The organism is Saccharothrix lopnurensis (assembly GCF_042658445.1).
Taxonomy (GTDB): domain Bacteria; phylum Actinomycetota; class Actinomycetes; order Mycobacteriales; family Pseudonocardiaceae; genus Actinosynnema; species Actinosynnema lopnurensis.
On record NZ_JBHSQO010000049.1, the window covers coordinates 41,332 to 64,386 of the forward strand.

The 23,055-nt window shown below is 73.1% G+C and carries 25 protein-coding genes; 8 read left to right on the forward strand and 17 right to left on the reverse strand.

The annotated features are described in order from the left end of the window. Positions 1 to 246 precede the first annotated feature (246 nt). Complete coding sequence (locus ACFP3R_RS31270; RefSeq protein ID WP_380641297.1) at positions 247 to 774, reverse strand: M48 metallopeptidase family protein; 528 nt, start codon at positions 772 to 774, stop codon at positions 247 to 249. Between the two features lie 196 nt (positions 775 to 970). On the opposite strand from ACFP3R_RS31270, the gene ACFP3R_RS31275 reads away from it, so the two are divergent. The 4 genes from ACFP3R_RS31275 to ACFP3R_RS31290 all read left to right on the forward strand — a co-directional run bounded on the left by ACFP3R_RS31275 (position 971) and on the right by ACFP3R_RS31290 (position 4,299). After that, on the forward strand, positions 971 to 1,126 hold the full coding sequence (locus tag ACFP3R_RS31275; RefSeq protein WP_015098458.1) for a DUF5679 domain-containing protein: 156 nt from the start codon (positions 971 to 973) through the stop codon (positions 1,124 to 1,126). 128 nt (positions 1,127 to 1,254) lie between these two features. Beyond that, positions 1,255 to 2,289 (forward strand): ThiF family adenylyltransferase, encoded by a 1,035-nt coding sequence (locus ACFP3R_RS31280; protein WP_380641299.1) that lies wholly within the window; start codon positions 1,255 to 1,257, stop codon positions 2,287 to 2,289. A 61-nt stretch (positions 2,290 to 2,350) separates the two neighbouring features. Then, complete coding sequence (locus tag ACFP3R_RS31285) at positions 2,351 to 3,661, forward strand: ABC1 kinase family protein (RefSeq protein WP_380641300.1); 1,311 nt, start codon at positions 2,351 to 2,353, stop codon at positions 3,659 to 3,661. 80 nt (positions 3,662 to 3,741) lie between these two features. Continuing rightward, positions 3,742 to 4,299 (forward strand): hypothetical protein, encoded by a 558-nt coding sequence (locus ACFP3R_RS31290; RefSeq protein ID WP_380641302.1) that lies wholly within the window; start codon positions 3,742 to 3,744, stop codon positions 4,297 to 4,299. A 285-nt stretch (positions 4,300 to 4,584) separates the two neighbouring features. Here ACFP3R_RS31290 and ACFP3R_RS31295 read toward each other — a convergent pair whose 3' ends face one another. The 6 genes from ACFP3R_RS31295 to ACFP3R_RS31320 all read right to left on the reverse strand — a co-directional run bounded on the left by ACFP3R_RS31295 (position 4,585) and on the right by ACFP3R_RS31320 (position 9,781). Continuing rightward, positions 4,585 to 4,776: a hypothetical protein gene (locus tag ACFP3R_RS31295; protein WP_380641304.1), complete on the reverse strand. Its 192-nt coding sequence runs from the start codon at positions 4,774 to 4,776 to the stop codon at positions 4,585 to 4,587. After that, the gene (locus ACFP3R_RS31300; protein ID WP_380641306.1) at positions 4,773 to 5,693 is read right to left on the reverse strand and encodes a class I SAM-dependent methyltransferase; all 921 of its coding nucleotides are present in this window, start codon (positions 5,691 to 5,693) and stop codon (positions 4,773 to 4,775) included. The genes ACFP3R_RS31295 and ACFP3R_RS31300 overlap by 4 nt, the downstream gene beginning before the upstream one ends. 440 nt (positions 5,694 to 6,133) lie before the next feature. After that, on the reverse strand, positions 6,134 to 6,358 hold the full coding sequence (locus ACFP3R_RS31305) for a hypothetical protein (protein ID WP_380641308.1): 225 nt from the start codon (positions 6,356 to 6,358) through the stop codon (positions 6,134 to 6,136). Further along, entirely contained in the window at positions 6,355 to 6,753 is a 399-nt protein-coding gene (locus tag ACFP3R_RS31310) for a WhiB family transcriptional regulator (protein ID WP_380641310.1), read from the reverse strand. The genes ACFP3R_RS31305 and ACFP3R_RS31310 overlap by 4 nt, the downstream gene beginning before the upstream one ends. A gap of 128 nt (positions 6,754 to 6,881) precedes the next feature. Then, positions 6,882 to 7,106 carry a hypothetical protein gene (locus ACFP3R_RS31315; protein WP_380641312.1) on the reverse strand — a complete coding sequence of 75 codons (225 nt, stop codon included), beginning with the start codon at positions 7,104 to 7,106 and terminating at the stop codon, positions 6,882 to 6,884. 599 nt (positions 7,107 to 7,705) lie between these two features. Then, a complete protein-coding gene (locus ACFP3R_RS31320; RefSeq protein ID WP_380641341.1) occupies positions 7,706 to 9,781 on the reverse strand; it encodes an ATP-dependent DNA helicase UvrD2 in 2,076 nt (691 codons plus the stop codon). 63 nt (positions 9,782 to 9,844) lie between these two features. Between ACFP3R_RS31320 and ACFP3R_RS31325 the strand changes: the two genes are divergently transcribed. Then, entirely contained in the window at positions 9,845 to 10,594 is a 750-nt protein-coding gene (locus ACFP3R_RS31325; RefSeq protein ID WP_380641314.1) for a DUF4191 domain-containing protein, read from the forward strand. A gap of 94 nt (positions 10,595 to 10,688) precedes the next feature. Here ACFP3R_RS31325 and ACFP3R_RS31330 read toward each other — a convergent pair whose 3' ends face one another. After that, a complete protein-coding gene (locus tag ACFP3R_RS31330; RefSeq protein ID WP_380641316.1) occupies positions 10,689 to 11,147 on the reverse strand; it encodes an RDD family protein in 459 nt (152 codons plus the stop codon). 192 nt (positions 11,148 to 11,339) lie between these two features. On the opposite strand from ACFP3R_RS31330, the gene glnA reads away from it, so the two are divergent. Then, positions 11,340 to 12,764, forward strand: coding sequence for a type I glutamate--ammonia ligase (glnA, locus tag ACFP3R_RS31335; RefSeq protein ID WP_380641318.1), 1,425 nt, complete (start codon positions 11,340 to 11,342; stop codon positions 12,762 to 12,764). A 62-nt stretch (positions 12,765 to 12,826) separates the two neighbouring features. On the opposite strand, the gene ACFP3R_RS31340 is transcribed toward glnA, so the two are convergent. Next, positions 12,827 to 13,540, reverse strand: a complete 714-nt coding sequence (locus ACFP3R_RS31340; RefSeq protein WP_380641320.1) for a DUF6338 family protein — start codon at positions 13,538 to 13,540, stop codon at positions 12,827 to 12,829. Positions 13,541 to 13,813: 273 nt separating this feature from the next. Beyond that, the gene (locus ACFP3R_RS31345; protein WP_380641321.1) at positions 13,814 to 14,476 is read right to left on the reverse strand and encodes a hypothetical protein; all 663 of its coding nucleotides are present in this window, start codon (positions 14,474 to 14,476) and stop codon (positions 13,814 to 13,816) included. 191 nt (positions 14,477 to 14,667) lie between these two features. Here ACFP3R_RS31345 and ACFP3R_RS31350 point away from each other — a divergent pair, with 191 nt between their 5' ends. After that, positions 14,668 to 14,880: a hypothetical protein gene (locus tag ACFP3R_RS31350; protein WP_380641323.1), complete on the forward strand. Its 213-nt coding sequence runs from the start codon at positions 14,668 to 14,670 to the stop codon at positions 14,878 to 14,880. A 36-nt stretch (positions 14,881 to 14,916) separates the two neighbouring features. Here the strand turns inward: ACFP3R_RS31350 and ACFP3R_RS31355 are convergent, their stop codons facing one another. The 6 genes from ACFP3R_RS31355 to ACFP3R_RS31380 all read right to left on the reverse strand — a co-directional run bounded on the left by ACFP3R_RS31355 (position 14,917) and on the right by ACFP3R_RS31380 (position 21,466). Beyond that, entirely contained in the window at positions 14,917 to 15,846 is a 930-nt protein-coding gene (locus ACFP3R_RS31355; protein ID WP_380641325.1) for an NADP-dependent oxidoreductase, read from the reverse strand. 11 nt (positions 15,847 to 15,857) lie between these two features. Then, positions 15,858 to 18,797 carry a bifunctional [glutamine synthetase] adenylyltransferase/[glutamine synthetase]-adenylyl-L-tyrosine phosphorylase gene (locus tag ACFP3R_RS31360; protein WP_380641327.1) on the reverse strand — a complete coding sequence of 980 codons (2,940 nt, stop codon included), beginning with the start codon at positions 18,795 to 18,797 and terminating at the stop codon, positions 15,858 to 15,860. A gap of 40 nt (positions 18,798 to 18,837) precedes the next feature. Further along, a complete protein-coding gene (locus tag ACFP3R_RS31365) occupies positions 18,838 to 19,062 on the reverse strand; it encodes a hypothetical protein (RefSeq protein WP_380641329.1) in 225 nt (74 codons plus the stop codon). Further along, complete coding sequence (locus tag ACFP3R_RS31370; protein WP_380641331.1) at positions 19,059 to 20,192, reverse strand: inorganic phosphate transporter; 1,134 nt, start codon at positions 20,190 to 20,192, stop codon at positions 19,059 to 19,061. Before ACFP3R_RS31370 ends, ACFP3R_RS31365 begins: the two co-directional genes overlap by 4 nt. Before the next feature lie 83 nt (positions 20,193 to 20,275). Continuing rightward, positions 20,276 to 21,013, reverse strand: coding sequence for a type 1 glutamine amidotransferase (locus tag ACFP3R_RS31375; RefSeq protein WP_380641333.1), 738 nt, complete (start codon positions 21,011 to 21,013; stop codon positions 20,276 to 20,278). Positions 21,014 to 21,028: 15 nt separating this feature from the next. Then, the gene (locus tag ACFP3R_RS31380) at positions 21,029 to 21,466 is read right to left on the reverse strand and encodes a rhodanese-like domain-containing protein (RefSeq protein ID WP_380641335.1); all 438 of its coding nucleotides are present in this window, start codon (positions 21,464 to 21,466) and stop codon (positions 21,029 to 21,031) included. A gap of 79 nt (positions 21,467 to 21,545) precedes the next feature. Here ACFP3R_RS31380 and ACFP3R_RS31385 point away from each other — a divergent pair, with 79 nt between their 5' ends. Further along, complete coding sequence (locus ACFP3R_RS31385; protein WP_380641337.1) at positions 21,546 to 22,010, forward strand: Lrp/AsnC family transcriptional regulator; 465 nt, start codon at positions 21,546 to 21,548, stop codon at positions 22,008 to 22,010. Between the two features lie 58 nt (positions 22,011 to 22,068). Here ACFP3R_RS31385 and ACFP3R_RS31390 read toward each other — a convergent pair whose 3' ends face one another. Further along, positions 22,069 to 22,938, reverse strand: coding sequence for a GNAT family N-acetyltransferase (locus tag ACFP3R_RS31390; protein ID WP_380641339.1), 870 nt, complete (start codon positions 22,936 to 22,938; stop codon positions 22,069 to 22,071). Positions 22,939 to 23,055 lie beyond the last annotated feature (117 nt).

The following is a 23,055-nucleotide window of genomic DNA, read 5'->3' on the forward strand; positions in this document are numbered from 1 at the left end:
CCGCGAGTCGTACGCCCAGACCTCGCGAGTCGTACGCCCAGACCCCCCGAGTTACACGTCCAGACCCCCCGAACCACACGTTCAGCCCGCGAGTCGAACGCTCAGGACCACCGTGTCGAACGCTCAGGACGGGTGAGTTCCACGTTCAGGACCCCCGGTGGGTCCCGATGTCCTCCGCGCGGGCTGCCCGCGCACGGCGAAGGGCCCCGGGTGCGCCACCCGGGGCCCTTCGCCGTGCGCTCGTGTTCAGTCCTCCTCGGTGATCCCCAGACCGGCCGCGGCCGAGAGCCCCTCCAGGTACCCGACGGCCCGCTCGGCCTTCGGGTACCTGTGCACGAGCTGCCAGAAGTCCTTGCCGTGGCCGGGCACCCTCAGGTGCGCCAGCTCGTGCACCAGCACGTAGTCGAGCACCCACGCGGGCACGTCGCGCAGGCGTTCGCTGATCCGGATCGTGCCCTCGCTGGGCGTGCAGGACGCCCACCTGGTGCGCATCGGCGGCACCCACCGCACGCTGCTCGGCCGCACGCCGTCCAGGTAGCGGTCGGACAGCTCCTCACACCGCTGGAGCAGCGCCGCGTCGGAGGTGCGCGTGGGCGACCGCCGACGGGTCTCGCTGCGCTGGAGGCGGCTGAGCATCTCCGCCACCCAGTGCTTCTCCTCGCTCTTCGTCATGCGGGCCGGCAGCAGGACGACGACGGTGTCCCCCTCGCGGTACGCGCTCACCATGCGACGGCGCCGAGCGCTGCGCCGCACCTCCACCTGCGGTTCGGGCATGGCGTTCACGGTAAGGCCAGGGGCCGACAATCCGCGGCGGCCAAGCGGCGGCCTGTGGATACCCGGACCGGCAGGTTCCCCCGAAAGGCGGCTGGACACGTTCGACGCGGCGTGCAGCGGGTCGGCGTTCCCGGAGGTAGCGTGCTGCGCAGCCCCGAGTGTGGTCCCCGCACTCTTGCGAACAAGGGAGGAAGCCGTGGCCGAGACCTACAACGGCTACTGCGTCAAGTGCCGTGAGAAGCGCGACTTCACGGGCGAGGTGCACGAGAGCAACAACCGCAGGATGGCCAAGGGCAAGTGCCCGGTCTGCGGGACCACGGTGACCCGGATCCTCGGCAAGGCGAAGGTCTGACCAACCGCGGGCGGCCGGGCCCCGCCGGTCCCGGCCGCCCGTCAAGCCCCGGCGTGCCGCCTGTGGACAACCCGCGGACCTGTGGACAGGCGTTTTGCGGTTCCCGGGTTCGGCGGCACGCTGCCGGTGTGGAGCTACCCAACCGGCCCAGGGTCCTGCCCGGCCTGCCGCTGCTGCGCCGCCGGGACGACGTGGTGCAGATCGGCACCGACCCCCGGCACGCGGTGCTCGTCGAGGACGTGCCCGCCCCCATGGCGTCCCTCCTGCTCGGCCTCACCGGCCAGCACACCCTTCGCGAGCTGCGCGAACGGCTCGCCCACCACGGCGACCAGGCGGCCGAGCTGCTCGGCGTGCTGCGCGGCCTGGCCCGCGCCGGGCTGGTCGAGGAGTCCGTGCCCGTCCCCCACGCCCGGCTGACCGCCGAGGCGACGTGCTGGGCGCTGCTCACCCGCCGACCCGCTCCGCACCTGCCCGCCGCGCGGGCCGCGCGGTCGGTCGTCGTGCACGGCGAGGGGCGGCTGGCGGTCGCCGTCGCCTCCCTCCTGGCTGCGGCCGGCGTGGGCCACGTCCGGGTGAACGCGCGCGGTCGCGTCGGCCCCGAGGACACCGGTTCGGGTTACCTGGAGGAGGACGTCGGCAGGCCGCGCGCGGAGGCGGCGGCGGACGCGGTGCTGCGGGCGTGCCCGGGGGTGCGGTCGGCGCCGCGCGACCCGGACCTGGTGGTGCTGGCGGACGCGCTGGTGCCCGCCCCGGAGCTGCTGCACGAGCTGGTCCGGTCGCGCACCTCCCACCTGGCCGTGCGGGTCCGCGAGGGCCTCGGCGTGGTGGGCCCGCTGGTCGTGCCCGGCCGCAGCAGCTGCCTGCGGTGCGCCGACCTGCACAGCTCGGACCTGGACCGGGCGTGGCCGCTGATCGCCGCGCAGCTGGTGGACCGGCCGCAGCACGCCGACCTGGCCGCGGTCACCGCCACCGCCGGGATCGCGGTCGGGCAGGCGCTGCTCGCGCTCGACCGCGATCGCGAGCCCCGCACCAGGCCCCCGACCTGGGACGCCACCCTGGAGGTGGACGCGTTCGCCGGGGTCGTCGAGCACCGGATAGCGCCGGTGCACCCGCGCTGCGAGTGCCGTTCCGCCGCACGACCGGCGGTGGGCGGGCCTGTGTAGTTTTTGTCGGAGAAGGACCATCCGCCGCGACGGCGCGACCTGACGGGGGGAGAATCACCGGGTGAGCGATATCCCGCGCAAGGCCGTGCAGCGCACCGCCAAGCTGGCCAGCCTGCCGCTCGGGGTGGCCGGTCGGGTGGTGGGCGGCTGGGGCAAGCGCCTGGCCGGCCGCAGCTCGGACGAGGTCAGCGCCGAGGTGTCGGCGAAGACCGCGGAGCAGCTGTTCGCGGTGCTCGGGCAGCTCAAGGGCGGTGCGATGAAGTTCGGCCAGGCCCTGAGCGTGTTCGAGGCCGCGGTGCCCGACGAGCTGGCCGAGCCTTACCGCGAAGCGCTGACCAAGCTCCAGACCGCCGCGCCGCCGATGCCCTCGCGCACCGTGCACCGGGTGCTGGCCGAGCAGCTGGGCTCCGGGTGGGCCAAGCGGTTCCGGTCCTTCGACGACGTCCCGGCCGCGTCGGCCAGCATCGGGCAGGTGCACCGCGCGGTGTGGCACGACGGCCGCGACGTGGCGGTGAAGGTGCAGTACCCGGGCGCGGACGAGGCGCTGGAGACCGACCTCAAGCAGCTGCTGCGGTTCAGCCGGGTGATCCAGGCGATGATGCCCGGCGCCGAGGTGAAGCCGCTGCTGGAGGAGCTGCGCGACCGGTACCTGGAGGAGCTGGACTACCGGACCGAGGCGGACAACCAGCGGGAGTTCGCCAGGGGGTTCGCGGACGACGAGCACGTGCTCGTGCCGCGGGTGGTGGCCAGCTCGCCGAAGGTGATGGTCACCGAGTGGACCGACGGGACACCGCTGTCCAAGATCATCCGTGACGGGACGCGGGAGCAGCGCGACCTGGCCGGGCAGCTGCTGTCGGAGTTCCACTTCTCCGCGCCGAGCCGGTCCGGCCTCCTGCACGCCGACCCGCACCCCGGCAACTTCATGCTGGGCGGGGACGGCCGGCTGCGGGTGCTGGACTTCGGCGCCGTGGCCCGCCTGCCCGACGGGCTGCCCAGGCCGCTGGGCCTGATGACCAGGCTGGCGCTGGAGGGGCGGTCGGCGGATCTGGAGGAGCTGCTGCGGACGGAGGGGTTCATCCGGCCGGGGACCGAGCTGCACGCGGAGGACGTGCTCAACTACCTGGCGCCGTTCGTGGAGCCGCTGCGCACCGAGACCTTCCACTTCACCCGCCGCTGGCTCCAGCAGCAGGCGGAGCGCGTCGGCGACCTGCGCAGCCCGGACATGCAGACCGGGCGGTCCCTGAACCTCCCGCCCCAGTACCTGCTTGTCCACAGGGTCACGCTCGGTGCGACCGGCATCCTCTGCCAGCTCGACGCGAAAGTGCAGGCCAGGGCCATCGTCTCCCGCTGGCAGCCCGGCTTCGCGGACTGATTTGTCCACAGCCCATCGAGTTGTCCACAGATCCCGCACCTCCCCTGGCCCCTCCCCCGCCACCCGCCGAAGATCAAGCCATGACCACCGACGTGATCAAGACCGCGGACCTCGAAGCCACCGGCGTGCCCCGGCACGTCATCGACCTGAAGTGCCGGCCCGGCGGGCCGTGGCAGCGCGTCCTGCCGGGCGTGCTGCTGCTCAGCGCCGCGCCGCCCTCCCGTGACCAGCGCCTGCGTGCCGCCCTGGCCTACGCCGGCCCCGGCGCCGTGGTGACGGGCGTCGAGGCGCTGCGCGCCCAGGGCCTGCCCGGCCTGCCCGACGCCCCGGTCATCCACCTGCTGCAACCCGCCGCCCGCCGCCGCGCGTGCACGACCGAGCTCCTGCTGGAACGCACCACGCGCCCACCCGGGACGGTGGTCCGCGCCGGCCTGCGCCTGGCCGAACCGACCCGGGCCGTGCTGGACGCCGCGCGCCGCGAGCCGCACGCGTTGCGCCGGCACCACCTGCTGGCCACCACCGTGCGCTCGGGGCTGTGCACGATCGCGGGACTGGAGGTGGAACTGGCGGCGGGCAGCAAGCGGGGCAGCGCGGCAACGAGAGCGGCCCTGCGCACCCTGAAAGCCCTGCTCCGCTGACCTGCGCTCGCTGTGGTTGACCTGGTCTGCCGGGGTGGTCTGGTCTGCCGGGGTTGACCTGGTCTGCCTGGTCTCCGAGGTTGACCCGCGCTGCCAGAGTCGGCCTGCTCTGCCGAGGTCGGCTTGACCTGTCGGGGTGGTCTGTCCTGTCGGAGCTGACCTGCTCTACCGAGGTTGACCGGGCTGTCCCGCCGGGCGGGACGGTCACCATCCCCGAACCCGACCCGACCCATCCCCAGCCCGATCGACCACTTACCTCACCACCGGAGGTCCTGCCGAGGCGTTCTACAACCAGTAGTCCGTGGGCAGTTTGCCCTCGATGTCCCTCACGTGGGTGCGCGCGCACCCGTGGCACAGCCACTGGTCGACCCCGCGTTCCCGCTGGCGGACCCAGGCCAGCAGCTCGGCGGCGTCGGAGACCGACGCCCGGGTCCGCCCGCAGCGGGCGCAGGAGTCGGGCGCGTCACCACCGGTCACGGCTTGCGCCCCAGGTGGACGGTGCCGGCGGTGAGCAGGAAGATGTCGTCGCGCAGGCCCAGGTAGGCGGGGTCCTGCGGGTCGAGGAGCCGGCGCACGGTCTCCCGGTCGGAGGGGTGCAGCAGGTGGCCGGCGACGTCCCGGTGCCAGGTGAGCTGGTTCACCGCCCAGTCGCGCACGGCCTGCTGGGGTGGTGCCGGGTGGTCGACCAGGTAGCTGAACGCGGTGACGTCGAGCATGGCGAGGTCGGCCAGCACGGTGTTCCAGCCACCGGGCAGGCGGACCGCGCCCTCGATGTTCTCGCGCATCAGTGCGAACCAGTGCGCGCGGGCACCGGACAGCCGGTCCGACAAACCGGGCTCGCCCACACCCAGGTCCCAGGGGAGGAACTTGCCGTCCAGACCACCTTCGGCCAACGCCAACCAACCGCCGGGCGCGACCGCCTCGACCAGCCCGGCCACCGCCGCACGCTGATCGGGGAGGTGGTGCACGACGTTCGAAGCCCACACCAACTGCGCCGGACCCGCGAGGTCGACCGGGCGCTCGGTGGACAGGTCGGCCAGCACGGGCCGCACCCGCACCGAAGCCGTGGTCGTGTCGCTCTCGTAGGTGGCCGCCGCACGGGCGGCGGTCGTGGCGGCGTCCAGCATCTCGGGCGTCCCGTCGACGAGCACCAGCGTCCCGCCACCTCGGGCGGACAGCGCTTCGACGAGCGCCACCGCCATCCCACCCGTGCCGCACCCGACGTCGAGCACGGTCGGGCGGTCGGACAGGGGGCGGACGAGCCTGCGCGCGACTACGCGGCGCGCTTCGGCGTCGAGTTCGTCGACCTGCCGGAAGAAGGCCAGGCGGGACGACCAGTCGATCCCGTCCTGGGTCCGTGCGCGGTGGTGGTTGTGGTGAGGGTGAGCGGGCACACGTCGCACCGTACTCACGGCCGCTCGGGCTTTCTTGCCAGAAGCACGTCACTCGCCACGGTGGGTGCCGACCACGATTCGACTGAGCTGGGGTGATGCCGAGAGTGAGACCGATGCTGGGCACACCCTGTCCCGGGTATGGCCTGGAGTGAATCCGGCTGTGCCGGACATGGGCTGTCCCAGCGCGGGCGTGGCAGCCCACGGCCGCGCAGGGCACAGCACGGCCGGGCAACGGGGGCAGGGCACGGGGGGCAGGGCACGGGGGGGCAGAGCACGGAGGGCAGGGCAGGGCGCGGGAAGGCGCTCGGCGCGCGGGCACCTGCCTGGTGCCGGCACCCGACACCTGCGTGGTGCCGGCACCAGGCGCGGTTCCGCAGTGGTCGTGGATGCGACGCGGCCCGCCCGCCCCGTCGGAACGGGGTGGGCGGGCCGGTCTCGCATCAGATCGCGCGGGCCTTCAGCGTGGCCTTGCGCTGGGCCCATCCGGCCAGCCACCGCCACCTGCGGGCGACGACGAGGCGGTGGGCCAGCCGATGCTGTTGGGCGAATATCTCCGCTTCATGCATTCGGGATCTGGCGAGGTTTTCTTCGAGAAGCATGGGGTTACCCCTGGGGTTCAGTTCGATGATCATCGCTTCGTCGCTGGTGGATCGGTAGCTGGTCACGCGGCGGCCTCCTGGCTCTTAGCCCCCCGGACGACGGTCGCGGCTGGAGCCGCGGGAACAGCAGGTGCCGCGTCCTTGCGGGGACGTCCACGGGGACGCTTCCGCGCGATCACGGCACCGCGCTCGAAGATCTCGCCGCCCCAGACCCCCCAGGGCTCGTGGCGAGCGAGCGCACCGGCCAGGCACTCGGCGATGACGGGACAGGTGGCGCAGAACTTCTTGGCCTCCTCCAGCTCCGCCGGAGCGTCGGCGAACCAGAGGTCGGGGTTGTTGGTGCGGCAAGGAAGGTCCAGACCGGCCTCGGGCGCGGTGTCGATCAGCGAGGCGACACCGGCTCCGTTGAAGTCGGACTGGTTGGACAGCGCCCCGCTTATCGGGACGGTCGCGGTCAACATCAGGTGGGCTCCTGTCAGGTCTTGCACGGGGTTTTTCGTCCTCAAACCGGGTTGGACAAACACAAAGGCCGCGGATCCGGTTACGGGTCCGCGGCCTTGGTGAGCTTCGTGGCCTGACAGCTGGTGTGTCAGGTACTTCGCTCTCGCGCGGACGGCGCAACGTTCTGAGTCGGGACAACGGTCGGGGCGAACAGCGTCGCCACCTGGATCAGCTGAACTCGCTTCGAACCCCACACGAGGCTTCGGCGATCGCGGGCAGACTTCTCCCCCGCGACATGAGCGGCGTCGGACAGCGGGACAGCACCGATCGTCGGGTAACCGGGCGTCTTCTCGCACATCACCAGGATGTTCACAACCGGCCACCTCCTCGGGTGTCTCGTCTCGACTGCAGCTCTTGAATCCCCAGCGGGCGCTCCGCGCCCGGCCTCAGCAGGTTATGACCCTGCGCACGACGGGGGCAACCTATTTTCCGAAGAACCTGTCGATCGAGTGAAGTTTCCTCGTTTGCCCTGTACAGAGCGCTGCGGGGGCGGACACCGCTCTCGCCCGCCGGCGGGCACTCCGGTCCCGCGCGACCCACCCCGGTCAACCGGTTCGCCACGCCCACCACCCGGTCCAGTCGACAGCGCGAGCGCCGCGTCCAGGGCTCCCGTGGGCCCTGGAACACGCGCTCCACACGGACCTTGGCCCGTCGGCGGCCCCGCCGCAACGCATTAACCGCCCGGCCGCGCGCCCGACCGGCAGGTCCACGACATGTTCGCTCCAACGACGCGGGCCCCGGCAGCCGAAGCCGGCTGGGCCGACCAGCAGGCCGCCGCTCGGGGCCGCCGTCCGGCGACCCCGCCCAGCAGAGCAGCCCGCCGCACCGCAGAACGCCACCCGGCGCGGGCCCGATCAGCAAACCGCCACTCAAGAACGCCGCACCGCAGAACGCCGCACCGCAGAACGCCGCTCAGTGACCGCCGCGCACGAGGGAGAGGACGTCCTCCCCGTACCGGTCGAGCTTGGCCGCGCCGATGCCGGCGATCGAGACCAGGCCCGCGACGTCCTCCGGGCGCTGCTCGGCGATCGCCACGAGCGTCGCGTCGGTGAAGACCACGTACGCGGGCACCTTCAGCTCCCGCGCCCGGTCGGCCCGCCACGCTCGCAGCCGGGTCAGCAGCTCCTCGTCCAGGTCCGACGGGCACGAGGCGCACCGCCCGAGCTTGACCGCCCGCGAGTCCACCAGCGCCGACCCGCACACCCGGCACTGCGGCTTGGGCTTGCGCTGGAGCGGCTCGCGCTTGGCCGCCGCGGTCAGGCGGGACGCGGGGTGGTCCTCCGGGATCAGCCCGTAGAGGAACCGGCTCCGGCGCCGGTAGCGCCGACCGCCCGAGGCACGCGCCAGCGCCCACGACAGCCACAGGTGCACGCGAGCGCGCGTCACCCCCACGTACAGCAGCCGGCGCTCCTCCTCGATCGCCGCCTCGTCACCGTCCGCGTGCTGGATCGGCACGGTGCCGTCGACCAGGCCCACCAGGAACACCGCGTCCCACTCCAGGCCCTTGGCCGCGTGCAGGGACGCGAGCGTGACGCCCTCCACGGTCGGCGGGTGCTGGGCCTCGGCGCGCAGGTCCAGCTCGGCGCAGAACCTGGGCAGGTCCGTGCCGTCGACCTCGCCGACCATCTCCTCGGCCAGCTCGACGAGCGCGAGCAGCGACTCCCACTTCTCCCGCGCCGCGCCGCCGGCGGGCGGCTCGTCGGTGAGGCCGATGCCGGACAGCACCTCGCGCACGACCTTCGGCAGCTCACCGGACGGCTCGTGCGCCGCGGCCGCGCGCAGGGCCACCATCGCCTGCCGCACCTCGGCGCGCTGGAAGAACCGCTCGCCACCGCGCACCTGGTACGGCACGCCGACCTCGGCCAGCGCCTGCTCGTAGAGCTCGGACTGCGCGTTGACCCGGTAGAGGATGGCGATCCCGCTGGCCGCCACGCCCTCCTGGTCCAGCAGCTCCTTCACCCGCCTGGCGACGGCGGCCGCCTCCAGCGACTCGTCGTCGAACTCGGTGAACGTCGGTCGGGGGCCCTCGGGGCGCTGCCCGATCAGCTTCAGCCGGGAGCCGGCGGGACGGTCGCGCGCCCAGCTGATGACCTGGTTGGCCAGCCCCACGACCTGCGGCGTCGACCGGTAGTCGCGTTCCAGCCGCACCACGGTGGCGTGCGCGAAGCGGCGCGGGAAGTCGAGCAGCGGGCGCGGCGAGGCGCCGGCGAAGGAGTAGATGGTCTGGTTCGCGTCGCCGACCACGGTCAGGTCGTCGCGGGCGCCCAGCCACGCGTCGAGCACGCGCTGCTGGAGCGGTGTGACGTCCTGGTACTCGTCGACCACGAAGCAGCGGTAGCGGTCGCGGAACTCCTCGGCGACCTCGCCGTGCTCCTCCAGCGCCGCCGCGGTGTGCAGCAGCAGGTCGTCGAAGTCGAGCAGCTGCGCCTTGTTCTTGAGCTCCTCGTACGCGCGGTAGACGCGGACGACCTGCTCGGCGGGCGCCGGGGTGTCGCGGTTGGCGCGGCCGGCCGCGGCCGGGTAGTCGTCGGGCGCGATCAGCGACGCCTTGGCCCACTCGACCTCGCCGGCGAGGTCGCGCAGCGAGTCCGTCTCGGTGGACAGGCCGACCCGGTTGGCGGCCTGGGCGACCAGGCGCAGCTTGTTCCGGTCGATCAGCTGCCACGGCTCGCCGCCGACCACGCGCGGCCAGAAGTAGCGGAGCTGGCGCAGCGAGGCGGCGTGGAACGTGCGGGCCTGCGCGCCGGCCACGCCGAGCGCGCGCAGCCGGGTGCGCATCTCGCCCGCCGCGCGCGCGGTGAACGTGACCGCCAGCACCTGACCGGCGGCGACATGCCCGCGCTGGACCAGGTGGGCGATGCGGTGCGTGATGGTGCGGGTCTTGCCGGTGCCCGCGCCCGCGAGGACGCAGACCGGGCCGCGGGGGGCCTCCACGGCGGCGCGCTGTTCCGGGTCGAGTCCCTCCAGCAGCCGGTCCATGCGCTGCATCCTCGCAGAGCACACGGCGTACTCCTGTGATGGGGCGACGCGGCGCGCCGTATCCTGGTCGGCATGGCTGGTAAGCAGGACAAGGCGGCCGCCAAGGCGGCGGCCAAGGAAGCGTCGAAGGCGCGGCGCGCGGCATCGAAGGAGCGCCGCGGCCAGATCTTCGAGGCGTTCAAGATGCAGCGCCGCGAGGACAAGGCGCTCGTGCCGCTGATGCTGTTGTGCCTGCTGGGCGCCACCGCCGCGGCGTTCCTGATCGGCCTCATCTGGGACATGCAGTGGCTGCTGCTGCCCATGGGCATCGCGGTGGGCGCGCTGCTCGCGGTCATCGTGTTCGGCCGGCGGGTGCAGCGCACCGTGTACGCGAAGGCCGACGGCCAGCCGGGCGCGGCGGCGTGGGCGCTGGACAACCTGCGCGGCCGCTGGCGCGTGACGCAGGCCGTCGCGGGCACGACCAGCGGCGACATGGTCCACCGGGTCATCGGCCGGCCGGGCGTCGTGCTGGTCGCCGAGGGCGCGGCGCACCGGGTCAAGGGCCTGCTCGCGCAGGAGAAGAAGCGGATCGCGCGGGTCGTCGGCGACACGCCGATCTACGACGTCATCGTCGGGTCGGACGGGGACCAGGTGCCGCTGCGCAGGCTCCAGGGCCACCTGATGAAGCTGCCGCGCAACATCTCGGCCGCCCAGGTCGACACCCTGGAGAACCGCCTGGCCGCGCTCGCCGGCCGGAACGCCCGCGGCGCCGCCCTGCCCAAGGGGCCGCTCCCCCAGGGCGCCAAGATGCGCAACGTCCAGCGCGCCATGCGCCGCCGCTGACCAGCACTGATCCGCCCGCTCGGGCGGGACGGGCCATCCACCTCGGCACCGCGAACCGCACCCGGCGGCGCGGTGCCGAGGTGTTCCGGCGGCTTCAGCGAACCCGGATGACGACGGTGCCCGCGGCCTTGTCGTGCAGGCCCCTGCCGTCGGCGTCCCAGACCACGGCCGGGATGACGGGGAAGATCAACGCGGTCCGCAGGGCCGCCCGGGGCAGGCCGACGGTCCCGGCGCCGTCCAGGCGGGCCACCCGGAGGCCGAACAGCGCGTGACCGGGGGTGAAGCCGAAGAAGCCGACCGCGACGATGGTGATGGCGAACCAGGCCAGCAGGCTCCAGTTGCGCGGCAGCTCGGGCAGGGTGAACAGGCCCGCGACCCCGCCGGAGAGCAGGAAGTCGACGAGGATGGCCACCGCGCGGCGCCCCGTGGAGGCGATCGAGCCGGGCCCGGACGGCGGCAGCCCGAGGCGCTCGCCCTTCCACCCCTGGGGGGAGTTCCCCGGCTCCAGGGCCGAGTTGGGGCCAGACAACCACGAACCGGTCCACTTGCTCACCCCACCAGAGTAAGGCCGTGCTCAGCGGGTGAGGAGCGGCGGTCGGGTTGCCCGACCTGGGCGGCCCGTTAACACTGGCGAAACACCAGGGTGACTGCTGGGCAACACCGCAGTCTTAGTTTCGCCACGACGGCAGGCCGCACCACGCAGCGGCGTCCAACCGCGCCCCACGCAGTAGAGGAGTCGACGAGGGTGTTCAAGAATCCCGACGAGGTCCTGAAGTTCATCTCCGACGAGGGCGTGAAGTTCATCGACGTCCGCTTCAGCGACCTGCCCGGCGTGATGCAGCACTTCACGCTGCCGGCCTCGGCGTTCGACGAGGACGCCATCAACGAGGGTCTCGCGTTCGACGGCTCCTCCGTGCGCGGCTTCCAGTCCATCCACGAGTCGGACATGCTGCTGCTGCCCGACCTCTTCACCGCGCGCCTCGACCCGTTCCGGATCGAGAAGACGCTGATCGTCAACTTCTTCGTGCACGACCCGTTCACCCGTGAGGCGTACAGCCGCGACCCGCGCAACATCGCGCGCAAGGCCGAGCAGTACATCACCGAGTCGGGTATCGCGGACACAGCGTACTTCGGCGCCGAGGCGGAGTTCTACATCTTCGACTCGATCCGCTTCGACACCACCGCGAACGCCTCCTTCCACGAGATCGACGCGATCTCCGGCTGGTGGAACACCGGCCGCGACGAGGACGGCGGCAACCGCGGCTACAAGGTCAAGTACAAGGGCGGCTACTTCCCGGTCACGCCGACCGACCACTACGCCGACCTGCGCGACAAGATGGTCCTCAACATGGAGGCCCAGGGCTTCACCGTCGAGCGCGCGCACCACGAGGTGGGCACCGGCGGCCAGTCCGAGATCAATTACAAGTTCAACACGCTGCTGCACGCCGCGGACGACCTGATGCTGTTCAAGTACATCATCAAGAACACCGCGTGGCAGGCCGGCAAGACCGTCACGTTCATGCCGAAGCCGCTGTTCGGCGACAACGGCTCGGGCATGCACACCCACCAGTCGCTGTGGAAGGACGGCCAGCCGCTGTTCCACGACGAGTCCGGCTACGCGGGCCTGTCGGACATGGCGCGCCACTACATCGGCGGCATCCTGCACCACGCCCCGTCGCTGCTGGCGTTCACCAACCCGACGGTGAACTCCTACCACCGCCTGGTGCCGGGCTACGAGGCCCCGGTCAGCCTGGTGTACTCGCAGCGCAACCGCTCGGCGTGCGTGCGCATCCCGATCACCGGCAACAACCCGAAGGCCAAGCGCATCGAGTTCCGCTGCCCCGACTCGTCGGGCAACCCGTACCTGGCGTTCTCGGCCATGGTGATGGCCGGCCTGGACGGCGTGAAGAACAAGATCGAGCCGCCGGCCCCGATCGACAAGGACCTCTACGAGCTGCCGCCGGAGGAGGCCCGCGACGTCAAGCAGGTGCCGGCGTCGCTGGACGCGGTGCTGGACAACCTCGAGGCGGACCACGAGTTCCTGCTGGAGGGCGGCGTGTTCACGCCGGACGTCATCGATACCTGGATCACGTTCAAGCGTGAGCAGGAGATCGACCCGCTGCGGCTGCGCCCGAACCCCTACGAGTTCGCGCTCTACTACGACGTGTGATCGATCGGGCGTAGTGACGAGAGGCCCGGTGCCCCCGAGGGGACACCGGGCCTCCGGCTTCCTCAGCCCCTCCGAACGGCCACCAGTTCACCCGTGACGCGGTCGCGGTACTGGATGCGGAGGTACTTGATCTGGTTCGCGGGGACCACCACGCGGGCCCAGCGTTCGCCGATGACCTCCTCCACGTGCTCGTCACCGCCGTCCAGGGGTGTGCCCAGGTAGGTCAGCGACGTGCCCTCCAGGACGATCTCGCGTTCATCCGGCGGGCCCGACGCGGTGTGCGAGCGCAGGAAGCCGAAGAAGGACGTGCCGTCCGTCAGGTGGACGTGCACCCAGGGGACGGTGCCCGGTGGGCGGTCGTGGCGGAAGACCTGGTGCCACGCGGTCTGCCGGCGCACCGAGGTGATCTCGCGGCCGCGGTGGGCCAGGAGTCGGTCCGCCAGGGCGGCCAGGGCGCAGGCCAGCGCGAGTTCGGCCACCACCGAGGTGACGACCAGGGTCAGGTGTGAGCGCGCGTACGCCGCGCCCTCGGTGACCAGGCGGTCCAGGGGTACCACCACGTCGGTCCTGAAGACCGCTCGGACCAGGGCGCCGGTGCCGATGAGCAGCGCGCACGACAGGAGCGTGAACGTCAGGCTGCCCAGGGCCACGCGCGCGGCCTCGCGGAACGGCGACTCCTTGTAGCCCGCGCGCCTGCGCTCGCGCAGCAGCTCGAACACGATGCCGGGCGCGACCATCACCAGGAACGACGCCACCGCACCCAGGGTCTGCGGCACCACTAGCGCGTGTCGCCCCGGATCGGGGGCGGCTCGGTCGGTTCGGAGTCCAGGTAGGTGAGCGGCGCACCGCTCCCGAAGGTCGGCTCCCCGGGAGGTCCGTGGGAACCACCTGTCGGGAGCACCGTCAGTTCATCGGGTGGTGCGCAGCGCTCGTCGTCCTCCGCGCGGTCGATCTTTCCGACCGGTTCCGGATCAGCGCCCTCGGTGCTTCCCACGGCGGCCTCCCTCGGGGACTTCCTACCGAGAGAGTCGCGGGACGCGCACGCTGCGTTACCCCGGGAACGGGATGCCGGGCACCGTGATCTCCCCGCCGGTCGGGGCGAGTTGACCCACGATGCCCCCGAACGTCAGCGCGAACGTCGTGCCCGCCCCGGCGGGCCGGCGGTCCAGTTCGACGATGCCGCTCAGGGTGGAGTTCCGCGCGACCGCCGCCGACCACCCGCCGGCCCCCGGCGACGCCCGGTACTCGCGCCGCGCGTCGTCGACGGCCGTGATCGAGGAAATCGGCAGGTCCATCTTCGAGGTGCTGGCGTTGGTCGCGGTGACGTGGACCCTCACCCGGCCGGACCGGTCCTCGACCTCCGTGACCTCCACGGTGAGCAGGCCGCGGGTCTGCTTCCAGGAGCCGGTGACCGACTTGGCGGGGCCGCTGGGCGGTGCGGTCTCGGAGGTGGCGGGGGCGAGCGCGCCGTTCAGGGCGGGGGTGTCGTCGGAAGAGCCGGTGGAGGGGGGAGCGGTGGTGGTCCGCTCGGTGGGGGTCGTCCCGTTCAGGGTGACGCTCAGCGCGCCCACGCCGACCGTGCCGGCGGTGACCGCCTGGACCACGCCCAGCAGCACGAGCACGCCGAGCACGACGGCGCTGATCCTGAGGGCCGCGCCGCCCCTGCGGCGACGGGACCCGCGGTGAGAACCGCGGTGGAGCTGGTCGGCCATGACGTCCTTCGTCCGGGCACACAGGTACGAACGTGAACATCCCCCATACGAGCGACGTCAGTTTCGGTGGTCCGAAGGCACGTAGTCAATGGACGAGGGCCCCTCATCGACGCTGCGTAGTCGCCGGACGACCTGATGTCTACAGCGGGGCTGTTCATGCTCCGTTCGTGGCAGCCGGTTAGGGTCGCGCCGTGTCTGAAGACGTCGCAATCGCCGCGCAGGTCCTGTCCACCAGCATCTTCGACTCCGCCGCCGAGGCGATCGAAGCGATCGCCGCCGCCGACGTGCTCGGTCTCGGCGTCCGGGTCGCCAACCGGCTCGTCGCGGAGGACGAGTCCGACGAGCTCGTCGAGGAGTGGGTCGTGGAGATCCTCACCTCGGTGCCGACCGCCGACGAGGAGTGAGGCGGAGGGCCCCGCCCCGGGGCCCTCCCACCCCCGTCACACCGTCAGCACGACCTTGCCGCGCACGTGCCTGCCCTCCAGCAGGCGGTGCGCCTCGGCGGCCCGCTCCAGCGGGAAGGTCCGCTGCACCTCGACCACCAGCTCACCGGCGCCCGCGTGCCCGGCCAGCCACCGCAGGTCCTCCGGCACGGGCTTGGCGTAGGCGTAGCGCCCGCCCAGCTCCAGCACGTTCGTGTCGACGATCGACACGATCCGGCTGTTGTCGCGCACCAGCGCCGGCGAGTCGTTCAGCGCCGCGCCGCCCACGCAGTCGAACACCACGTCCACCTCGCCGTCGCCGCCGACCAGTTCGGCCACGTTGTCGACCAGCGCGTCCCCGTACGCCACCGGCTCGGCGCCCAGCGACCGCAGGAACCCGTGGTTGCGCGGCGACGCCGTGCCGATCACCCGCGACGCGCCCAGCAGCCGCGCCACCTGCACCGCGAGGTGCCCGACCCCACCGGCGGCGGCGTGCACCAGCACCACGTCACCGGGCCCGACGCCGACCTTGCGCAGCGACTGCAACGCGGTCAGCCCGGTCAGCGCCAGCCCACCGGCCTGCTCGAACGACAGCGACGCCGGCTTGTGCGCCAGCCCCCGCTCCGTCGCCGCGATCAGCTCCGCGTACGCGCCGTGCTGCACGTGGTCCTGGCGCTGGTAGCCGAACACCTCGTCACCGGCCGCGAACCCGTCCACCGCGGGCCCGACCGCCCGCACCACCCCGGCCACGTCCCAGCCCGGGACCAGCGGGAAGTGGTGCGGCACCACCCCGGCCAGGCGGCCGGCGCGCACCAGCAGGTCCACCGGGTTCACCCCGGCCGCCCGCACCTCGACCAGCACCTGGTCCGGGCCGATCACCGGGTCGGGCAGCTCCACCGGCCGGAGGACCTCGGGGTCCCCGAACTCGTCCTGCGCGATCGCTCTCACGCCGCCAGTCTTCAGGAACCGTAGAAAACGCGCTCGACAACGGCGCGGGCCCGCCGGGTGGTGCGCCGGTAGGCGTCGAGGAACTCGCCGGGGTCGTCGTGCCCCATCACGCCGGCCACCGCGGCCAGGTCGCGCCCGGTGGTGGGCAGCTGGTCACCGGCCTTGCCCCGCACCAGCACGACCGCGTTGCGCGCCCGCGTGGCCGTCGTCCAGGACTCCAGCAGCGCCGCCGCGTCGTCCTCCGCCACCAGCCCCGCCCCGGTGGCCGCGCGCAGCGCCCGCACGGTCGACGGCGTGCGCAGGCCCGGCACCTCGTGCGCGTGCTGGAGCTGGAGCAACTGCACCGCCCACTCCACGTCCGCCAGCCCGCCCCGCCCCAGCTTGGTGTGCGTGGACGGGTCCGCGCCGCGCGGCAGCCGCTCGGCCTCCACCCGCGCCTTGATGCGCCGGATCTCCCGCACCGCGGCGGCGTCCAGGCCCTCCGCCGGGTACCGGACGGGGGCGATCAGCTCGACGAACCGCGCGCCCAGCTCCGCGTCGCCCCCGATGCACCGGGCCCGCAGCAGCGCCTGCGCCTCCCACAGCTCGGACCACTGCGCGTAGTACGCCCGGTAGGACTCGAACGTGCGCACCAGCGGCCCCTGCCTGCCCTCCGGCCGCAGGTCGGCGTCCACCTGGAGCGGCGGGTCCTGGCTGGGCGCGCTGAGCGCCCGCCGCACCCGCTCCACCACCGACGACGCGTAGCGCACCGCGTCACCGTCGGCCACCCCGTCGGCCGCCTCGCACACGAACATCACGTCGGCGTCCGACCCGTACCCCAGCTCCCGCCCGCCGAGCCGCCCCATGCCGATCACCGCGATCGACGCCGCCGGCTCGCCCGTCGAGCGCACCACCGCGTCCAGCGCGGCCTGGAGCACCGCCACCCACACCTCGGACAGCGACACGCACACCGTGCGCAGCGGCACGAGCCCGAGCAGGTCCGCGCACGCCACGCGCAGCAGCTCCTGGCGGCGCAGCGACCGGGCGGCGGTGACCGCGCGGTCCACGTCGCTGTACCGGGACACGGTGCTGCGCAGCGGGTTGCCGATGCTCATCGGGTCCACGCCCACCAGCGCCTCGGTGTCGGCCAGCAGCCGCAGCACCTCCGGGGCCCGCACCAGCAGGTCCGGCACCAGCCGCGAGGTGCCCAGCAGCGACGCCAGCCGGTCCACCACCGTGCCCTCGTCGCGCAGCAGCCGCAGGTACCAGGGCGTCTCGGCCAGCGCCTCGGACACCCGCCGGTACGCCAGCAGCCCGCCGTCCGGGTCGGGGGTCGCCGCGAACAGGTCGAGCAGCACCGGCAGCAGCGCGGTCTGGATGCGCGCCCGCCGCGACACGCCCCTGGTCAACGCCTCGATGTGGCGCAGCGCCCCGTCCGGCGCCGCGTACCCCAGCGCGGCCAGCCGCGCCGCCGCCTGCGACGTGGTCAGCCGCAGCGCCTCCGTCGGCACGTTCGCCACGGCCTGGAGCAGCGGCCGGTAGAACAGCTTCTCGTGCAGCCTGCGCACCTGGTTGGCGCGCTTGCGGAACTCCGCCAGCAGCACCTGGCTCTCCGACTGCCCGCCCTCGGCCGACAACCCGGCGGCGCGCGCCAGCCACCGCAGCGCGCTCGTGTCCTCGTCCGCCGGGAACAGGTGGGTGCGCAGCAGCCGCTGGAGCTGCAACCGGTGCTCCAGGGTGCGCAGGAACCGGTAGGCGCGGCCGAAGTCGGCGGCGTCCGCGCGGCCCACGTACCCGCCACGCCCCAGCGCCGCCAGCGCCTGCGTGGTCGAGGTGATCCGCAGCTCCTCGTCACCGCGCCCGTGCACCAGCTGGAGCAGCTGCACGGCGAACTCGACGTCCCGCAGCCCGCCCCGGCCCAGCTTCAGCTCCCGGTCGGTCAGGCCCACCGGCACGTGGTCCTCGACGCGGCGGCGCATGGCCTGCACGTCGGGCACGAAGTCCTCCCGCTCGGCGGCCGTCCACACCAGCGGGCGCACCACCTCCAGGTAGCGGCGCCCCAGCTCCTCGTCGCCCGCCACCGGCCGGGCCTTGAGCAGCGCCTGGAACTCCCAGGTCCGCGCCCACCGCTGGTAGTACGACGTGTGCCCCTCCAGGGTGCGCACCAGGGCGCCCGCCTTGCCCTCGGGCCGCAGCGCCGCGTCCACCTCGAAGCACGCCTGGCCCGCGACCTGCATCATCGTGCTGGCCAGCCGGGTCGCCACGGAGAGGTCGCCCTCCCCGACGAACACCACGTCCACGTCGCTGACGTAGTTCAGCTCCCGCGCGCCGCACTTGCCCATCGCGATCACCGCCAGCGAGCACCCGTCCGAGCGCGGCACCTGCCTGCCCGCGACGTCCAGCGCCGCCCGCAGCGCGGCCACCGCCAGCTCCGACAGCAGCCCGGCCACGTCGTCGTAGTTGACGTAGCGCTGCTCCGGCTCGACCACGTGCGCCAGGTCCTCGGCGGCGACCCGGCACAGCAGCGCCCGGTACGCCGACCGCAGCGCGCGCACGGCCTCCCCGCCGGTCAGCCCCTCGACCGCGCCGACCAGGGCGGGCGCGAACGCCGCCGCGTCCACCGGCTCCGGGTCGGCCAGGTCGGCCCAGCGCTCCGGGTTGGCGATCAGGAAGTCCGCCAGCGCGGTCGACGAGCCCAGCACGGCCAGCAGCCGCCCGCGCAGCGCTTCGTTGTCCCGCAGCGCCGCGTCCAGGTCGGACCACCGGTCGCCGAGCGCCGCGCGCAGCCGTTCCGCGCCGCGCAGCGCCAGGTCGGGATCGGGGCTGCGGGACAGCGCGACCAGGACCGGCTCGTACCCGTCGGCGGGACCTCGGCCCTCCCACCACCCGGCGGCGCGCAGGTGCTCCCCGCTGCGCTCCTCGGTCAGGCCGAACCGCGCGGGGGACGTCGGGGTGCGGGCGGGATCGGTCATCGTCGAACACCGTAGCCCGCCCGGGGCGCCGGGGGACGGGTCAGCCGGCCACGATCAAGTAGATACCGAACAACACCACGGTCACGCACGCCAGCAGGCAGACCGCCGCGGCGGCCGTGGGCGCGACGGCCGCGTCGCCGCGCTCCCGCGCCACCTCGCGCGCCGACAGGGCGCGCAACGCCACCGAGAACAGCACGACCAGCCCCAGCACCACGGCGAGGCTCACCCCGAAGACGGCGCCCAGGGCCGCCCAGTCGACCTTCACGCCGCCACCTTGTGCGCCTCGGCAGGGGCCGCGATCTCGTCCACCACGTGCTCGGGCCGCACCGGCTCGCGCCGCGACAGCAGCCAGATCCCCAGCGCCACGCCCGCGCCGACCACCGCCACCACGACCACGCCCGCCGTGCCGAGCGAGGCGACCTTGCCCGCCACCGCGCCGACGACGCCCGCCGCGGGCAGCGTGAGCAGCCAGGCCACCGCCATCCGCCCGGCCACGTTCCACCGCACCCCGTCGAGCCGGCGGCCCAGGCCGGAACCCATGATGCCGCCGGACGCCACGTGCGTGGTCGACAGCGCGAAGCCCAGGTGCGACGACGCCATGATCACGGTCGCCGCGCTGGTCTGCGCGGCGAAGCCCTGCGGCGCCTCGATCGTGGTCAGGCCCTTGCCCAGGGTCTGGGTGATGCGCCACCCGCCGAGGTAGGTGCCCAGCGCGATGGCGACCGCCGCGCTCAGGATCACCCACAGGGGCGGCTCCGCGCCCGGCGCGAGCGTGCCCGCGGTGATCAGGGTGAGCGTGATGATGCCCATGGTCTTCTGCGCGTCGTTCGTGCCGTGCGCGAGGGACATCAGCGCGGCGGAGGCGATCTGGCCCGTCTTGAAGCCCCGGTCGTTCACCGACTTCCGGGCCCGCTTGGTCAGCCGGTAGGTCAGGTAGGTGGCGAGCATGGCCACCAGGCCCGCGACCAGCGGCGCGGCGATGGCGGGCGCGATGACCTTGTCCACGACCTTGTCGAAGTGCACGGCGCCGGTGCCCGACGCGACCCAGGTGGCGCCGATCAGGCCGCCGAACAGGGCGTGCGACGAGGACGACGGCAGGCCGACGTACCAGGTCACGAGGTTCCACATGATCGCGCCGACCAGGCCGCCGAACACCACCGCCGGGGTGATCAGGGTGTCGTCGACGATCCCGCCCGAGATGGTCTTGGCGACCTCGACCGACAGCAGCGCGCCGACGAGGTTGAGCACCGCGGAGAACGCGACCGCCGTGCGGGGCCGGAGGGCGCCGGTGGCGATGGACGTCGCCATCGAGTTCGCGGTGTCGTGGAAGCCGTTGGTGAAGTCGAAGACCAACGCCGTGACCACCACGATGATGACGAGGAGCGAGGCATCCACGCTGATTCCTCCGGCTGAACCGACACAGTCGTAGGAGAACGCTACCTGTCCAACCGATGAATCCTCGTCTCAACAGAGGTTCGTCACACCAACGGCAGCTTCCGTTGGATCGTCAGTTCTCCGGCGGCCAGACGCGCAAATCTTTCGCAGAACGGCTGCCACACCTCCCGGATGTCCTCATGGGCGGCCTCCAGGCGGTCGGGGTCCAGCCAGCTCGGCCGCGCGCCGGCCGCCGTGGCGGGGTATCCTGCCGCCCACTTCAGCACCACCTCGGGCGTCGTCTCGATGTGGAACTGCACCCCGTAGGCCCGGTCCCCGACGCGGAACGCCTGGTTCGCGCACCTGGGCGAGGACGCCAGCAGCACCGCCGTCGGCGGCAGGAACGACACCTCGTCGGTGTGGAACTGGAGCACGTCCGGCGTCCACGGCAGTTCCGCGAACAGCGGGTCGTCGCCCGCCGCGTCCCGCTTGGCCACCAGCATCACGCCCACCTCGGGCCCCTGCGCGGCCGGCCGCACCTGGCCGCCGGTGGCCGCGGCGAGCAGCTGCGCGCCCAGGCACACCGCCAGCAGCGGCACCCGCCGCGACACCGCCTCCGACAGCAGCCGGCGCACGTCCGCCAGCCACGGGTGCTCGGCGTCGTCCAGCGCGCCCATGGCGCCGCCCAGGCACACCACGCCGTCGTAGCCGTCGAGGTTCCCGGGCAGCGGCCCGGCGCAGGGCTCGACCACGTCCAGCACCGCCCCGGCGGCGGTCAGCCACTCGCCGAGGCGGGCGGGCGGGTCGTCGCGGTCGGGTTGCAGCACCAGCAGACGCGTCACCCGCCCGAGGGTAGATCAGCAGGCGCAGGACGCCCCGTGCAGGTCGGTGCCCTCCACCTCGGTGCCCTCCACCGGGTAGCCCGCCGCCCGCCAGGTGGTGATGCCGCCGGCGAGCCGCTTCACCCGGAACCCGAGCGCGCTCAGCCGCAACGCGCCCTTCGTGGCCGCGTTGCACACCGAGCTCTCGCAGTAGCAGACGTAGACCAGGTCGCGGTCCCAGCCGGCGGTCGTGGTCGCGTCGACCTCCCAGTGCGGCAGGTTGACCGCGCCCGGGATGCGGGCCCGCTCGAACGCCTCGCGGCCGCGCGTCTCCACCAGCCGGAAACCGGCGGTGTCCCCCGCTCCGAGGTCGCGCGCCACGTCGTCCGGGTCGGCCTCGAAGGCCAACTCGGCGGCGAAGAACGCGACGGCCTCGGCGGGGTCGGCGGCGGGGAAGCGGAGCGTGTTCGTCATGGGTAGATCGTCGCCGACCGGCGCGGCCGACCACAGGGGGAACTCCAGGCGTTCCCGGTGTCCTGCCTACGATTTCGCGGTGGAACTGGACGACGTGGACTGGAAACTGCTGGACCTGCTCCAGCACGACGGGCGGATGACGTTCACCGAGCTGGCCAAGCGGGTCTCGCTGTCCGCGCCCGCCACCACCGAGCGCGTGCGCAGGCTGGAGCAGGCGGGAATCGTCACCGGGTACGCCGCGGTGGTCGACCCGCAGCGGCTCGGCCTGCCGATCGAGGCCATCGTGCGGGTGAAGGTGCGCAGCCTGGACACCCCGCGGTTCCGGGAGCGGGTGGTCGCCCTGGCCCTGGTCCGCGACGCCGACCACGTCACCGGGGACGACTGCTGGCTGCTGCGCGTGGTGTGCCGGTCGATGGTCGAGCTGGAGCGGTTCGTCGAGCAGGCCCAGCGCTACGGCGACACGACCACGTCCCTGGTCTTCTCCTCCCACGTCCGCAACAGGCCGCTGACCCGGGCGGTCGTGGAGGGCACCGCCGTCGACTGACGGACAAGTGCCGGGGTGCGGGGAACCCGCGAGCCCGCGAGCTGCCGGGCGGACCCGGTCAGCCCCCGGCGGGGGTGAACGCGAACTCCGCCGAGTCGACCACGGACCGGAACCCGATCCGCTGGTAGATCGAGTTGGACGTGGGGTTCGACAGGTCCGTGTAGAGCACGACGTGCTCGGCCCCGTTCTCCCCCGCCCACGCCGCGCACGCCGCCGTCACCGCCGCGCCGTAACCGCGCCCCCGGAGCTCCGGCGGGGTGAACACCGGACCGATCCGGGACATCGCCGACGCGGGCGTGCTCGCCGACGCCCAGGACACCGGCCTGCCGTCCCCGTCGCACCAGAGCACGTGACCGAAGCCGGCAGCCGTGGTGGCGCGCAGGAACCGCACCGACTGCTCCTCGACGCCCCGGTCCCGGACCTGCTCGGTGGACTCCACCCGGAAGTCCGAGTACCAGCCGGTCAACAGCTCGATGTCGTCCTCGGTCGCCATCCGGGCCTGGCCCGGCACGTCGGCGGGGAGCTCCAGCTCCCCGAGTTGGTACAGGCGCAGGGCCATGACCTCGCGCGCGCCGCAGCCCGTGCGGGCCGCCCAGGCGACGACGAACGCCTCCACCGCGTCCCGGGGACCGTTGACGCCGGGCAGCTCCACGTCACCGGCCAGCGCGTCCGCCAGCGTCTCCACCCACTCGACCGGGACACCCGTGAGCGTCAACGGCCAGGGCGGCGTGCGCAGGGCCGCGGCCACCAGGAGATCTCCCTCGCACACCGTCACCAGCAGCAGCGGCTGGTCGTCCGGGTCCGGGTGGCGGAGCCGGCGGTCGACCGCCGCGATCGGGATGCTGTGGAGCACCGGGTCCGCGGTGAAGAAGTCCCCCGTGAGGGTCCAGAACTCCGCAAGGTCGTCGTGCTTGGTCACCTCGGCCACGAGCGGCACGATAACGCAAAAAGCCCTCAGGGGCACCCGTGATCACGGGTGCCCCTGAGGGAAAGAATGTTCGGCGGCGTCCTACTCTCCCACACCCTCACGAGTGCAGTACCATCG